This window comes from Spirulina subsalsa PCC 9445 (assembly GCF_000314005.1).
In the GTDB taxonomy this organism is placed as follows: domain Bacteria; phylum Cyanobacteriota; class Cyanobacteriia; order Cyanobacteriales; family Spirulinaceae; genus Spirulina_A; species Spirulina_A subsalsa.
On sequence record NZ_JH980292.1, the window covers coordinates 1480805 to 1495617 of the forward strand.

Annotated in this window: 11 protein-coding genes and 1 pseudogene; 2 read left to right on the forward strand and 10 right to left on the reverse strand. The window is 45.4% G+C overall.

What is annotated here, in order from left to right:
- Positions 1-29 precede the first annotated feature (29 nt).
- The 8 genes from drmA to SPI9445_RS0106960 all read right to left on the reverse strand — a co-directional run bounded on the left by drmA (position 30) and on the right by SPI9445_RS0106960 (position 11276).
- Entirely contained in the window at positions 30-3902 is a 3873-nt protein-coding gene (drmA, locus tag SPI9445_RS0106925) for a DISARM system helicase DrmA (protein WP_017304008.1), read from the reverse strand.
- Positions 3903-4310: 408 nt separating this feature from the next.
- Positions 4311-4583: a DUF2442 domain-containing protein gene (locus SPI9445_RS0106930; RefSeq protein WP_017304009.1), complete on the reverse strand. Its 273-nt coding sequence runs from the start codon at positions 4581-4583 to the stop codon at positions 4311-4313.
- Positions 4584-4918: 335 nt separating this feature from the next.
- Entirely contained in the window at positions 4919-5272 is a 354-nt protein-coding gene (locus tag SPI9445_RS30875) for a hypothetical protein (RefSeq protein WP_017304010.1), read from the reverse strand.
- Positions 5273-5652: 380 nt separating this feature from the next.
- The gene (locus SPI9445_RS24660) at positions 5653-5871 is read right to left on the reverse strand and encodes a hypothetical protein (protein ID WP_017304011.1); all 219 of its coding nucleotides are present in this window, start codon (positions 5869-5871) and stop codon (positions 5653-5655) included.
- Positions 5872-5877: 6 nt separating this feature from the next.
- On the reverse strand, positions 5878-6381 hold the full coding sequence (locus tag SPI9445_RS28280) for a nucleotidyltransferase family protein (protein ID WP_237747936.1): 504 nt from the start codon (positions 6379-6381) through the stop codon (positions 5878-5880).
- Positions 6382-6572: 191 nt separating this feature from the next.
- Positions 6573-6758, reverse strand: a complete 186-nt coding sequence (locus SPI9445_RS0106950; protein ID WP_017304013.1) for a PIN domain-containing protein — start codon at positions 6756-6758, stop codon at positions 6573-6575.
- Positions 6758-7039: a hypothetical protein gene (locus tag SPI9445_RS0106955; RefSeq protein ID WP_017304014.1), complete on the reverse strand. Its 282-nt coding sequence runs from the start codon at positions 7037-7039 to the stop codon at positions 6758-6760. Before SPI9445_RS0106955 ends, SPI9445_RS0106950 begins: the two co-directional genes overlap by 1 nt.
- A 154-nt stretch (positions 7040-7193) precedes the next feature.
- Positions 7194-11276 (reverse strand): Eco57I restriction-modification methylase domain-containing protein, encoded by a 4083-nt coding sequence (locus SPI9445_RS0106960; protein ID WP_033373981.1) that lies wholly within the window; start codon positions 11274-11276, stop codon positions 7194-7196.
- 402 nt (positions 11277-11678) lie between these two features.
- On the opposite strand from SPI9445_RS0106960, the pseudogene SPI9445_RS31985 reads away from it, so the two are divergent.
- Positions 11679-11973, forward strand: a pseudogene (locus tag SPI9445_RS31985) (element excision factor XisI family protein).
- A gap of 218 nt (positions 11974-12191) precedes the next feature.
- A complete protein-coding gene (locus SPI9445_RS0106975; RefSeq protein ID WP_017304018.1) occupies positions 12192-12524 on the forward strand; it encodes a hypothetical protein in 333 nt (110 codons plus the stop codon).
- A 157-nt stretch (positions 12525-12681) separates the two neighbouring features.
- Here the strand turns inward: SPI9445_RS0106975 and SPI9445_RS0106980 are convergent, their stop codons facing one another.
- Both SPI9445_RS0106980 and SPI9445_RS0106985 read right to left on the reverse strand, forming a co-directional pair.
- Entirely contained in the window at positions 12682-13296 is a 615-nt protein-coding gene (locus tag SPI9445_RS0106980) for a hypothetical protein (RefSeq protein ID WP_017304019.1), read from the reverse strand.
- Complete coding sequence (locus SPI9445_RS0106985) at positions 13296-14696, reverse strand: AAA family ATPase (RefSeq protein ID WP_017304020.1); 1401 nt, start codon at positions 14694-14696, stop codon at positions 13296-13298. The genes SPI9445_RS0106980 and SPI9445_RS0106985 overlap by 1 nt, the downstream gene beginning before the upstream one ends.
- Positions 14697-14813 lie beyond the last annotated feature (117 nt).

Genomic DNA, 14813 nt, shown 5'->3' on the forward strand with positions numbered 1-14813 from the left:
TAGGGAATAGGGAACGGGGGGATTGGCATTTACTGGAAAAACGGTTCCAGTTGACGGTCTTGCTCATCGTCCGGGGGCTGACTGTTGAGAATTAAGGGAGAAGCGGGTTCTACATTGCGCAGGGAGTTTAAGCAGGCAAATTCATCATTAGGTTTTTGTCCTAGGTCATGGAGGAGGGAAATTGTTGTACCCCCCCTTTGAGAGGCTCTGTACTGGAGTTTAGACCCCGCTTCATCCGGTTTGGCGCGGTCTTTCCAAGCTTCGATTAAACCCCTCAAACGCTCTCGAATCTCTGGCTCCTTGCTGGCATCTTGGAAAATCTCGACTATTCGGTTGGCGATCGCATCTACACTGTTAGTAATCTCAAAATATTCGCTCCTTTCCTCCGTCACCTTAGCCGCCCCATCTTGGGAATTAAACTCAAACCCCGACAGACGCACCAAAGACACCAACAAGGCCGCTAGTCCCCGTTGCAAGGCTCCCGAGGAGGCCGGAGTCACCGAGAGGGGTTCGACGTGCTGATAGAACGTCCCGTGGTAATGCTCAAAGCGCTCATAATGGGATAAATCCCTTGGTCTGGCCCAGTTATAGATCGTGAGAACCAATCCCGGACTATTACGCCCCACCCGTGAGGTGGCTTGGATATACTCCGCCGTGTTTTTAGGCTGTCCACAGGCAACCATTAAGCCCAAACGTTTCACATCCACCCCCACGGAAATCATGTTAGTCGCTAGGATCACATCAAGGGGATATTTAGCCCCCTTTTTCCCCTTCGGATTCCCCTCCTTTTTCGGCAGTCGGGAATCGGGAGTCGGGGAGGTTTCGGGAGTCGGGAGTCGGGAGTCGGGAGTCGGGGAATTAAGCATGATTCCCTCTTGCTTTTTGCCTTTTGCCTCTTGCCGCTCAAACTTGCACTCCAGAGCATCCAGAATTTTGGGAATATCCGTCGAGCTTTTACGAGAGGTTAACTCTTCCACCTTGCGAATCGTGCGTTTCGCTAAACCCCGCTTATCCATCATAAAAAGACGGGTACTAATATCATCATCCACCAAGCGACGAGTTCCCCCTAACTCCCGCAGAGAATTAAAATAGCCTACCAAAGTCATCCAAGGATCTGCATCATAACCCTCCTCTAGCAGTTGTTGTCCCGCCGCCAGAGCCGCCAAATAAACCCGAATGACCGCCGCCTTCAGACGACGACCGGGGGCGCAAATGCCTAAATATAACCGTCCGGGGTGTTCGACACTCTTAGGACGTTGGCGAGAAAAGAAGTTGTCCTCAATGTCAATGGCTTGGGGCGGAAAAATGCTCACCTTGCGCAGAAACAGGTTATGAACTTGATTTTGGGCTTGGCGAATCGTGGCCGTAGAAGCGATGACTTTGGGGCGTACTTTGTGTTGATTCCCGTTCCCTGCGTCCCACGTGCAGAGTTCATCAACGGCCGTTTCATACAGACCCACGAGACTCCCCAGGGGACCACTAATCAGGTGTAATTCGTCTTGGATAATTAAATCGGGGGGACGTAGGGGCAGTTGGGCGCGGGTGTGGGCGGCGGGGAGTTTGCCTTTGGCGGGGTGGCGATCGCTATCTTCCAAGTCAGGACAACGGAAGCCATGCCGGGTACAGTATCCATTCACTTTCCCAAAGAGCATTTGGGTTTTTCCATTCCAGGGCATTTGGGCGAATTTATCCACCGTGGCAATGACGAGGGCGGGTAAACGACGGTAGATTTCCTCATCCACTACCACCACGGGTAAGCCTTCATCGGGGGCTTGACGGCGACTGAAGAGGCATTGACCGAGTGAATCCCCACAAAACACCAGAGTTCGGCCAATATCCTTTTCAAACGTCCGCACGTCAATATGTTTGCCGGAGTTAATCTCACTACCACACCAAGGGCAATTCGTCAGTTGATGGGGAGTCCCGATGTTGCCGCTATAGTTTTGACCCCGTTCCTGTTTAATCACTTCCTCGCTTTGCTTCGTCCAGTTGGGAGTGCTTTTGTTCCCCACCCACAGCCCAATCCGGAAAGGTTCAGACCCCCAAATCTCTGGATTCTCCTGGCGGATGGCTTCACAGGCACAAATGAGGGTTGTCGCCCGTTGGAATTGCTGGAGGGTCAACAGGCGCAGGGTATAGCGCATCAGTACCGCTACCCCATAATGGCCGTCATAGCCATTCACCACCCCTTGCAGTCTGCGCAGCGCCAAGGTATAGGCCGTTAATCCTAAATAGGCCTCGGTTTTGCCCCCCCCAGTGGGAAACCACAGGAGATCACAAATCCCTCCAATCCGTCGGTCGCTATGATCAAGATCCGTTAGACCGGGGAGATTGAGCAGGATAAAGGCCAGTTGGAAGGTGCGCCAACTGTGATTTTTCGGTTCGTCGAGGGCTTCGGGGGAAATCGTCTTATGGCCTTGTCGCTTCTGTTCGGCGTAGATGCCCCGAATCCGTTGGTAGGTCATGGCCTGATTCATGAATTGAAAGGCTTGCAGGGCTTGGGAATCCCTTGTGAGCAGGTCGATTCCCCCTTGAATCCGTTCTAGGGCATGGCGACATTTTTTCAGGTTGCGGCGGGCAGTATCCTGAAAAAAGTGGGGGACAGGGGGCAGATGGGGGATACTGTTAGTTTGCTCCTCTAGCCATTGTTCATAAGCCCTCGTTAGGGGGGTGAGCATTCCGGGGAGGGTTTCTGGGGGGGCGCTGGCCAGGGCTTTCATGTCCAACTCTAACCCCGCTAGGGCGGGAATCTCCCGGGCATCGGGGGGGGCGGTGCTGGGGACGAGGTAACGGGGGATGAGGCTAGTTCGGACGGAGTGGGCTTGTTGGGGGTTTTGGGGGTCTACGTCGGTGTGGATGCTGGTGTTATGACCAACGGCAAATTCAACGAGGTTACGATAGAGCAGTTGGAGAGATTCCTGTTCCGCCCGGATTGTAATATCTAGTTTGCTGTTAATGCTCAGGGGTTTACGGATAAAGATGGGGCGTTTATCCGGGTGTTGTACGATGATTTCCGGTTGGAAAATCCAGCTTTTTTCGCGGTTTTGGCGGGGTTCGGTTTGCAGGTTTTCCAGAAACACGGTGACAAGCCAATTTTCCTCATAGCGGCGATAACGCAATCTCACGACGACTTCCGGGAGGTTGGGGTCGGGACTCCATTCTAGGGGGGTTTTCCGGTCTTCTTGCAGGGGAAAGGTGCGGCGGCCCCTGTGGGGCGTTCTCTGCCAGACGGATTTAGGGTTTCCCTCTTTGGTCAGGTATTCGTTACTTTTGCCTTTGTCGTAGCTTCCCCACTGGGCGCTGATTTCGATTTCTTGACTATCTCCGGCAATACAGAAGGTCATGCCGAGGGAGGAGGGGAAAAGGCTACTATTGGGGGCGTTTTCTTCCGTGTCGCCGTCGTCGTTGGTTTTTTGTCCCGTGGCGGCTAGGGGGTCTTGTTGGGCGGGGTCTTCTTCTGTGGGGTCTTCGGCCTGGGTGTGGCGGTGTCGGGGTGCGATCGCGCCAATCAGATAGCGTTCCGTCAAACTGGTTTCGTCCACCTCCTCAAACTCCCCACCCACCGGACCGTACAGGTCTTGGTAGATCATATTGACCAGTCTTTCCCGCAGGGCAAATTGATCTGTTGGTTGGAGAAGGGGGGCCGTTTCCGGTTCTGGGTCTGGGTTTTGTTGCAGAATGACCATAATCCGGTTCACCAGTTGGGGGGAAAGGGTGTCCTCACCGAGGGCTGCCCCGTGGTCACTGAGGTTTAAGCCCCGTAAGAGTTGGGTTAATTCCCCATCGCTGACCTCTTCCACCAGACTCCAATCCAGTTGGGCGCTACCGTCCCGCAATTGGGCGTTAATCGCCTTAAGGTCGAGTTGGGCAAGGTTATGACTGGGGAGGTCGATGATTTGCATAGGAGGTTAGGGAATCGGTGTAGGGGCGCAATGCTTGCGGCCTAGGGAGTCGGAAAGAGATACCCACTCCTAGGATAATCCTAACCCAGCTTCAAGAGACATGAGGGTTAAAAAATCTTGTAGGGGCGTATTGCATACGCCCAAAGGGTTTAAGTACATCAGAAACTGGGTTTTTGCCAGAGATTCGAGACACCCACTCCTAGGTTTAAAAAATTTTGTAGGGGCGTATTGCATACGCCCAAAGGGTTTAAGTACATCAGAAACCGGGTTTTTGTCAGAGATTCGAGACACCCACTCCTAGGTTTAAAAAATTTTGTAGGGGCGTATTGCATACGCCCAGAGGGTTTAAGTACATCAGAAACCGGGTTTTTGCTAGTAACAGTAAGGTGCGTTAGGCGGCAATGAGTGCTATGAATTATGGTTAATCTCTTCCTCAGTGATGGGAGTACCATTTTCCCACAACTCATATTCACTAATATCAATATCCTCCGTCCAAATCAAGGCATATCCTCCTACTTCAATCGTAAAATTCCTGAAAAACTGAGGATTTTTGAGCAAAGAAAATAAGGGTTTCTCTAGTAGCCGAGAAATATCGTATTTTCGGACATCTTGATTAGAGAATTTGAGTAGTAATGTGTGATCATCAATGGCTTTGGCAGAAATGATATGAGGAGGTTTCATGTATTTTATGGCAATTATTTTAGGGGTGGAAGTTTAACAAACTCTTGACTATTCCAAATATTGAGCAAATCCTTCTGGTACAAAATCATCTGGGAGCTTGACTCCATTATAACAATTCGGTGACTGGCAATGGTTACTGGAGATCAGAAACCGGGTTGCCTTAATCGGTTCGTTTTCTCTCTCAACTCTAGAAAAAACCCGGTTTCAATTTTCAGGTCAGAAACCGGGTTTTTGCGCTTAGTTTACTGGAAAAACCAGACCGTGAACGCAACCCGGTTTCTTGCAGGGTTCAGTTTGATCACCATATTTTTATTTAAAAATCCCTTCATTGCTCCTTAAAGCTCTCCAAAACGTTCTAGAGCCATTTCTCGTTTAACCTCTCGAACTAATTCTAGGACTTGCTCACGGGTATAGACTCCAGCCCCCTCAAAGGACTTTTTAATATTGGGATCAATTTCTGCAAAACTGCCGCTTTTGTGTTCCTGTTTTTGAGTCCATCCCTCGGTGGGCGCTTGTTTATCGTTACTCGAAAGGTCTTCCTCTAGGGAACAACAGCCTATAAAACCGGATTCATTCAGGATTTTATCGGCTGTTTTAGAGGTTGTTTTAAGTTCGTGAATCAAGACTAAAAGGCGTTCCTGTTCCTCGGAGGAAAGGGTTTCGATTTCTTGGCGGAGTTGTTCAAGCATGGTACTTTCAAGGTCAACGGATTAAAAATTAAGTCTGAGTGGTTTGGGATAGCCTCAGAAACCGGGTTTTTGCCAGAGATTCGAGACACCCACTCCTAGGTTTAAAAAATCTTGTAGGGGCGTATTGCATACGCCCAAAGGGTTTAAGTACATCAGAAACCGGGTTTTTGCCAGAGATTCGAGACACCCACTCCTAGGTTTAAAAAATCTTGTAGGGGCGTATTGCATACGCCCAAAGGGTTTAAGTACATCAGAAACTGGGTTTTTGCGCTTAGTTTACTGGAAAAACCAGACCGTGAACGCAACCCGGTTTCTTGCAGGGTTCAGTTTAATCACCATATTTATATCTAAAAATACCTCTTTTAGGGTTGATCATTCGTTTAGTCCCAATCCTCTGCATCCAAAACATTAAACTCAGTGAGTTCTGAATCTTGGGTGAAATCTTCGACCATAGCGGTGATAAATTGTTCTAGGTATTGATGACGTTCAGTGAGAGGCATTGCTAATATTTCTTGAGGACTTTTTTCTAGTGGGGTGGATTCTGGGGGAGATTGGCGTTGTTGTTGGAGAGAATGGACGATGTTTAAAAATCCCTTCATTGCTCCTTAAAGCTCTCCAAAACGTTCTAGAGCCATTTCTTGTTTAACCTCTCGAACCAATTCTAGGACTTGCTCACGGGTTTCAATGCCAGCCTCTTTAAACGCTTGCTGCATATCTTGACGGGCTTTCTCAAACTCTAATTGCTTTTGCTGTTCTTCCTCATTTGATAAGTCTGTTTCCTGTAAAGAAATCGCCTGTTTCATAACTTGTTCTCTAATCTCTTCGTGGAGAGTTTCAGGTTTCGCTATATCGACTTTTCGACCCAGCAGATCCTCTAGTTCTTGCATGAGTTGAATCCGGTCTAGTAAACTATGACCAAGTTTAATATCCATCAAAAAATCAATGTCGCTGTCAGGGGTAACATTTCCCGTAACGAAAGAGCCAAAAACACGAACATTGCTCGCTCCATATTTTTGGGCGATCGCTAAAATTTGTGTTTTTTGCCCGGTGATATCCTTTAAGGTCATAATCAATTGATCTGGAGAATTTGGGGTGAAATGTTGATTCATAAAGTTTATATGATTTGGGTTGGTTGGTAGGGGCGTAATATTGAGCAAATCCTTCTGGTATAAAATCATCTGGGAGCTTGACTCCATTATAACAATTCGGTGACTGGCAATGGTTACTGGAGATCAGAAACCGGGTTGCCTTAATCGGTTCGTTTTCTCTCTCAACTCTGGCAAAAACCCGGTTTCAATTTCTAGGTCAGAAACCGGGTTTTTGCGCTTAGTTTACTGAAAAAACCAGACAGTGAACGCAACCCGGTTTCTTGGTGTTCATCTAGAATTTCATTGGTGGAATCGGTAATAAGTTCGTCAGCATGATTACTGAGTTTTGGGTCATCCAGAATAAACCATAGAAAGGTATGAGTATCAAGGAGCATCATTAGGGCATATACTCCTCAAAAAAATCTAGGTGATCTTTATCGTCCTGATGAATAATTAATTTCCCTTTAGCAGTCCCTTTTTTTCGGGGTGGCAATGGGGCAGCAGGTTTAGTGTGTTGGACTGTTTTCAAGGTTGGACTAGGATCTTCAAGGGAAGATGAAAGATTGGGGCTATTTTGTTTCAAGATTTCGTTATTTTTTAAAACTTGAATGAACTCAAAAAGAAGCGTTTGGGCTTCTGGGCAAAGGGTTTCGATTTCTTGGCGCAGTTGTTCAAGCATGGGACTTTTGAGGATGGACGTTCAGAGGTTAATTAAGGTCAGAAATGGGGGTTTTGTCAGAGATTTAATCCTAGCCAGAAACCGGGTTGCCTTAATCGGTTCCTTTTCTCTCTCAAGCAAAAACCCGGTTTCAATGACCAACAAGGGAAACGGATTAAAATTTAATCCCCAATTGTTGGTTATTCTGGGATGAGGATTTACCCCGTTTCTTCGCGGGAGTCTTCTTTTTCTTCCCTTTGTCGTGCAGTCCTTGGGCAACTTCGGCCGCGTAACGTTCATGATTTAATTGTAACAACCGATCTAAGATTTCCCGGCGGGCAGTTTCGCTAATGGTGAATCGTAATCCTTGTTTGGTGTCGTGGAAGTCGTGGTTTAAATCAAGGTCTGTCCAGTGATAGGCTTTGGCGACGGTTTGATCCATTTCGATGTGCAGATTCCGCAGTTTTTCAATGGCTGAATCGGTTTCTGTGGGGTCGTGGAAACGGTTATAGGTTTTCGTTAGTCCCAGTTGGGTTTCTGTCATGATCTTTTGGCGGTGTTCGTAATACCTCTCGCCGATTTCTTCTAGGTCTTTTTCTATCTCTGGGGTGAGGTCGGGAAAGGGGAAGGTTTCAAAACAATCTGTAGGGGTGTAGCGCATTCGCGTTTCAAGACTTGATCCTTGTTCTCTTGCCCAATATTCATGAAATGAATTTTGAAGTAATGAAAAATCTTTATATTGCTCAGAAGTAATACAAACCGTTGCTTCACTCATAACAATAGTATTTGGAACAAAAGACAAGGTAAGAAATTTACTAACGCGAGGAATACTTAAAACTCGGTTGAGGGGGGCGATCGCCTCATAAAGTTCTGGTCTTGATCTTTCATAAAGCCACCATTTTTCACGAGCATTTTTACTAAAAGTTTTACCTTGCCTTTCTTCTTTAACCAAACGCTCAATAATATCCAAACAATCGGGATAATCCGACGCATAGGGCGCACCTTTCGGATTTTTCGGATCATCAGTTTCTGGAGATAAAGCCCAATCAAAGAAATTAATGATCCAACGGGAGGGAGCCTGATCAGGATTAGTATTTAAATCTTGACCATTGAGATAGGGAAACAACACATCTTTATTTTTCGGGTTTTTAGTAATTAAAGCTTGGGCTTCCTCGGGTTCTAACACAAAACCCATCCCCAAAACATAAGAACCAATAAAAGATTTATTCTGATTGGCCGCTAACCTTTGGGGTGTACCCGTTGCTTGCCCCGTCTCCGTTAAATAGGGCGTAATCCCCTTAACTTCCTTACCATCCAGATAATATTTCCCTGTCCATTGCCCCTTTTTAAACCACACATAAGCCACCTCTAACGCCGCCGTTCCCGACCATGGACGACTCGGCACCGCCCGATAAATTACCCCCTGTTTAACCAGTTGATCTAACCCCACTTCTCGCGTATCCCCTTGAGCAATCGTATTTGTAGCTACCAAACCAAAACAGCCATTTTGTTTAATTAAATTCGCCACCTTCAGGAAAAAATACGCCACTAAATCCGCACTTCCCTTAACATTATTGCCGATAAACTCTTGAATAAAATCCCGATAAGATGTACCCAAAGCCCCCGTAATTTTTTGTCCCCCCATAAACGGCGGATTCCCCACCACCGCATCAAAACCCGGAGTTTCCATCTCTAAAAAAACTTCGGGAAACTCAAAAATCCAATGAAAAGGAGTTCGTTTCTGAGTCTTGTCCGATAAATCAGCATTAAGATATCTTTCCGCTTGTTTTTGTAAAGATTGAAGATTTTTCTCCCTAACAGACTCCTCCTGTATTAAAGCACTTTCTATGATTTGACCTAGTTCCACAAGTTTTAAATTTTCTGCCTTGTTAGCCTTAGCAAAAAATTCACCTAATAAACTATCAGCAATATCTTTTGTGATTTGAAGTGCAGCATCTGCCTTTTTCAACTTTTCTTCTTTTTGATGAACACATTCAGAATTTAAGCTATTGATGTTTCGCAGTTCTAAACGCTCTTGAATAGCTGTTTCCAGTAAAGGCTTACAAATGGTCGCAATCAATCTTCCTTCAAAGTCATTAATAGGATTTAAGTGAAACCGTTCAAATTGAATAGCTTGAGATAAACCTAACAACGAATCCCCACAGCGCAAGGCATGATCCAAAAACGTAAAGGGTTTATCCCTTTGCAACGTCTCCAACCATAACGACAACTTCGCCATCTCCACCGCCAACGGATTCTTATCCACCCCATAAATACACCGTTCCGCAATCAACCGCTTCGCCATCAAACGCCGTAAATCCCCCACCTCCTCCGGCAAAACCTCCATCAACGCCGGACGGGACTCCTCCCCAAAAATCGTAAAAATAACCTCCGGATTCTTCTCCTCCAACACTGCCAACGACTCCACCAACCGATCCGCCAAATAGCGACAAACCTGCACCAAAAACGCCCCAGATCCCATAGTCGGGTCACAAATCTTCAGATTCAGAATCTCCTGGGGCGAAATCAACCCCCCTCCCGACCCATACACCAACGGATCCAGCGCATACCTCACAATCTCCTGGGTTAACTGACTTGGCGTATAATGAGTTCCCGACTCCCGCCGATCCGTCCCAGCCGTCACAAACACCGACCCCACCGGAATAATCACCGGATACCCATAACTATCAAAACGCACCACATTAAAAAACCGTTTAATTCGCCCCCACAACTCCGGCGAATTGCCACAACAAGCCAAACACCGATCCTCCTCAAAGGCCGACAACTCCACAGGTTTCGCCAAAGCATTCCTCAACGCCTTCTCACTGCGTCCTGTAGCCCGTTGCAAAAACTTCACCAAATCCCCCTCAGACAGCGCTAAAAGCCGCTCCAACTCCTCTAAAGCCACCTCTGGCTCCTTATTCTTCGTCCCCCCTAACCCCAACACCGTCACCTCGGCCCGCACCGCTTGATGGTCTAATAACCCCTCATAAACATGACCAATCTGTTCCACCTCAATGGTCTTAAACGACAAACGCCGAGGTTCAACCCCACCCCCCGGCACCCGAATCCGCAGAATCTGCAACGACTCCAACAAATGCAGCACCGTCCGATTATCCACCGCAATCGGATGATCTCGCTCCCCAAACCGTCCCTCTAGAAAAGGAAACTTATCCGGGTCAAACAAATCCCCCCCATAAGCAGGCAAACGGAACAAATCATGGAAAACCCCCCCATGAACAGACCGAAACAACGCCAACAAACGGCACCAAGCATCATGACGACGTTCTAACAACTCCTCCCCATACTGATCCGCCAACTCCCGCAAAGATTCCTGTAACGTAGAGACAGCGTAATACTCCTCATAGCGACTATCTCCCAACAACAACAAACCCCGTTCCTCCGCACAGAGGAGAAACACCAAGCGCATCATGACAAAACAGGCCGCCTGATACAGTTCCTCTGTAGAGATATTTTTCAACAATTCCCCCTGAAGATCCCCATTGAGACGGTCAATGGTTTGGACGAGAATTTCCACCGCCTTCCGCACCTGTAAACCAAGCTGGTCCGTGACTTCCTGCTGTTGTCCCTTACTGCGGACAAACAACTGAGAGAGAGTATCCTCCTGGGCCACCCCAAAAAACCGTTCTACCCCCAATAAATCCCGAAACGCCCGTAGAGTAATCTTTTCCTCAATCCAAATCTCCCCATACCAAGTCACCGTCGTCACTGCTTCCCCCGGCAAAGCATGGACAAGCATCCACGCTTCCCCATTGGTGACTAATCCCAAAGGACAGCCAGAACCTTGTAATAACGTCACCATGCGCATCATAGGCGACCCTTGCCAGACCTTACCCGGACAGGAACTCTCTAACTTTTGTTGTACGCCATACAGTTGAACTAATACCTGAGCTTGCTTTTCTCCCGGTGCAATAATCGCCCAATCCGGTTTGAGAGTTTCGCGGTATTCCTTCAATTCCACTTGTAGATAGCCCGGAATGCCCTGTCCTGACCTTAAGCAATCCTCCGGGTAGTTGAGGGTATTTTCTAGCACCCATTCCACCCAAACCCGATGGATTTGTTCATCTCGGCGATTGAGTAACCATTCCTGATAGGCTTGTTTGAGGAGGGGGAAGTGTTGGGAGTCATGTTTGGCCAACCCTTGGGGGAAGACTTCCAGTAGGACTTCCATAGTGATAAACGGGCCAACGATGTCCAGTAAGGAGAGCCATTCGGTATGGTGACGGGCGATAGACATGGGTTTTCGCTTTGCTGTTGGGGGGAACTGTGAGATTAACTTCTAGATTAGCAAAAACCCGGTTTCTCGTTGGTGAGCAGCAATTTTAAGGTTCAGAATTAATGTTAAGAAACTGTTAAAAATGCCAAGAGGACTAGACAAAATGGGGCGGGTTTGGGAGAATATTTTTAGTTAAGTTTATTCATAATGGGAATAGTTGCACCCATCAATGAGCAGTACCACTCCCATTGTCTAGAATATCACCTCAAAAGTCAAAAAGCAACCCCCCCCTAAGCCCTATTTTCTAGCGCGGAGCAGTTGGGGTGTAAGACCTAATTTTCAAAAGCCAATTTTCCAGTTGGTGATTAAGCGAAATAAAATCAATCTATTAGTCTATGAACCCAGTCAGGAGGTGATTGTTCAATGGATAACTCATTAAATTATGCCGATATCATCAAAGAAACGCTTTTAACAGCTACTAGCACTCAGCCCCGACTCCAAGCGATTCGCCTTTATCCGGTATGTGATCTAGATTCTGGTCATTTTCTAGTTGTAGCGATGGGTTGATACCATTTTGTTTCATGCTCGTTTGGTGGATCAAAAAGTCCTGATTGAAGAAGATAATTTTGAGGAAGGATTAACTCATCAATTGATTGTGGCAGGAATAAACGCTGAGGATATCGTTTTTGATTCTCAAAATCTATTGAGTCTTTCTTAGTTGTTAATTTTGGGCAGAAACTGGGTTGCGTTGATTGTCGGGTTGGGAGAGTTTAGGCAATAAACCCCTACTGTGGCCAGAAACCGGGTTGCGTTTGTTGTTTCGTTTTCTCGGTAAACTTTGGCAAAAACCCGGTTTCTAATATTGGTTTCTAATGTCATGGCCTTTGATTCCCCAACCTGAGTTACACTTATTACAGTTAGTGACCCAATTTGACCATGAACCCGGAAAGACGACAGGAGATTCCAAAATTTGAGTCTGACACTCCCGAACAGTTTTCTCGTTTAGAGCAGTTGTTAGCAAAAGCTCACCCGAAGTTAGTAGGACTCGATGGGGAAGAAATGGTTCTCCCAGAGTCTATTTACCAAATCTTGCGGGAAGTGACTCCGTTATTAGCCCAAGGGAAAAGCATCTTGCTGTACCAAAACCAGCGAAATGAACAGCGTCGTCAAACCTTAATGGAACTCATCGCAACCAGTCAAGATTTAGGGTTTTATGTAATGACTGTCTATTTTGTCCAACAAGTCCTGACACGACTCAATAATTCCTGAAAAATGCCACGATAGAGAAGGTTTTCTTACCTCGCTGTTGCGTTGATTGTCGGGTTGGGAGGGTTGAGGTAATAAACCCCTACAGTGTGGCCAGAAACCGGGTTGCGTTGATTGTCTCGTTTTCTCGGTACACTAAGCGCAAAAACCCGGTTTCTAATCAGTCTTGGATAATTTTTTGAAAAAACTGCTCGAAGTAAATTCTACTTTGATGGCGAAAAATAACTATTTTTCTAGGCACATTTGCAACAGCAAAAGCAATGTCTTCAGTGTGACAAAGTGGTTGGTTTCTGTCATATCTAGGTTTGGTCTTTTTGATACGTTCACTAGGAATATTTTTAATGGCAACAAAGCAGATTCTATAATTCTCTAAAAAACCTTCTTCACTCCAGAAGACTTGACCAATTTTGCGGCAATAGCCAAATAACCCTAAAGAGCCTTTTAGTTGTTCAATAATGGATGTATTCGTATCATTTCCTAGCTTGAGTTCAAGGAAAATAGCATATTTTTCATCCCGACGTTCTACAAAAATGATATAGTCTGCCCGTTTACACTCATTTTTTGAATCGTTGAAAATTGTTTTCGGCGCTGGAAATTCATCAGACTTAAAAACAAATATATTTTCTGGGACAGATTGAAAGGAAATTGAATAGTTGATGGATTCATTCGTTTCTGTTAGGGTGATTTGTAGATTGCCATAATCACCAATCTCTGGTTTAATCCTAGCTTGATCTGTAATGAGTTCTGATAAGATCCGATAATCTGTATCCCACACTAACTTTCACCTCCCCAGATAATTGCATCTTGAATCCGATTCATGGTTTCAATGGCCGTATCAAAACTTTTAATATCAATCCCCAATTCTGGATCAATCTCCGCAGAAACTAAGGTATTACAGCTAGTTTTTGTCTTGTTGCCGTCTAATTTTATTTTGTCTATCTTGGCAACATAAGCGCGAATTCTTTCGGGGTTGAGTAATTCATCCCTTTGATACCCTTCCGCTTCCGCAATTTTCTTAATATGGCTTTTTTCAGAGTTCAGCATGATTAAGGTATTCAATTCTTTAATGATGTAATCGCTATGGGTCGTGATATAAACCTTAATACCATAGTTGACTAATTTAGCCAGTAAACGGGCGATGCGTCGTTGATTTTCAGGATGAAGATTGAGTTCTGGTTCATCAATCATTAACATATCACCTTTTTGGGCAATGTGTTTTAGATAAAAGCCAATATCGAGTAATGAACGAACTGCACTAGAGCTTCCATCCATTGTTAATCTGAGTTTGTTATTATTTTGGGGAATGAAATACAATTCACCGTTTGGGGTGACAGTGTACTGTCCGCCAATAATATCGGAAAATTCTTCCAGTAGATGGGGACTATCCTTAATAATTTGACTTTTTTTCTGGGCAATTCTTTCTATGTTTCTGGTAAAATCTACGTTTTCTTTAATGGGTAGAGCATAGTCATTATAGTTTTGTTTTAAAAGAAGTTGAATCCGATCTATTTCCCTTTCAACTTGATTAACTTCCTCAAGGAGTCGATTTCTGGCAAAGTTTAGTTCTTGGCGAAAAATAGCTGTTCCGGTTCTTTCGGCACTGGCAATAAAAGGTCGGGGTATGTACTTTTTAAACAGAATTTCTTTAAGAGAGTCACTAATAAACTTTTTAATGATGTCTCTGGGGATTTTTACGTTTTCCCGCTTGGTTAATAAGGTAATGCTGACATCGGAATTTCCCGGTTCTTTGATTACGGAGAAAAATCGGGTTGTAGATGAGCCGATTTCATTGGTTAATTCAATGTCTAAAATGTCTTGATGGCTAATATCTAGGAAAATTTGAAAGTCGGCATTTTTAAATTTATCTTCACTGGCAGCAAAGACGCTTGATAAGTTTTTTGAATAATCAAGACAGATTGTATTTAAAATGTTTTGATAATTGCCCCAAAAGTCGCTTATAATGTTTATATGGGCGATCCCTTCATTTAAAACTTGATCTATGATGGTGGAGTCTATTTCAAGATCCCTCGTTTTTTCCCAAGAATAAAGAAAGCCAAATAAGGCATAGGTGGCATAGGTTTTACCTGTATTGTTATCACCACAGATAATGGTGAGATCCCCTATTTCAAGTTCGGCTTGTTTTAGAATCCCTAATTTTTTGAGTGTAATTCTCATTGATTCCGTTCTCCTAGGGTTTCCGAATCATTCATTTTACCAAAGAAGGAGAAACCGGGTTGCGTTGATTGTCTCGTTTTCTCGGTACACTAAGCGCAAAAACCCGGTTTCTAATCT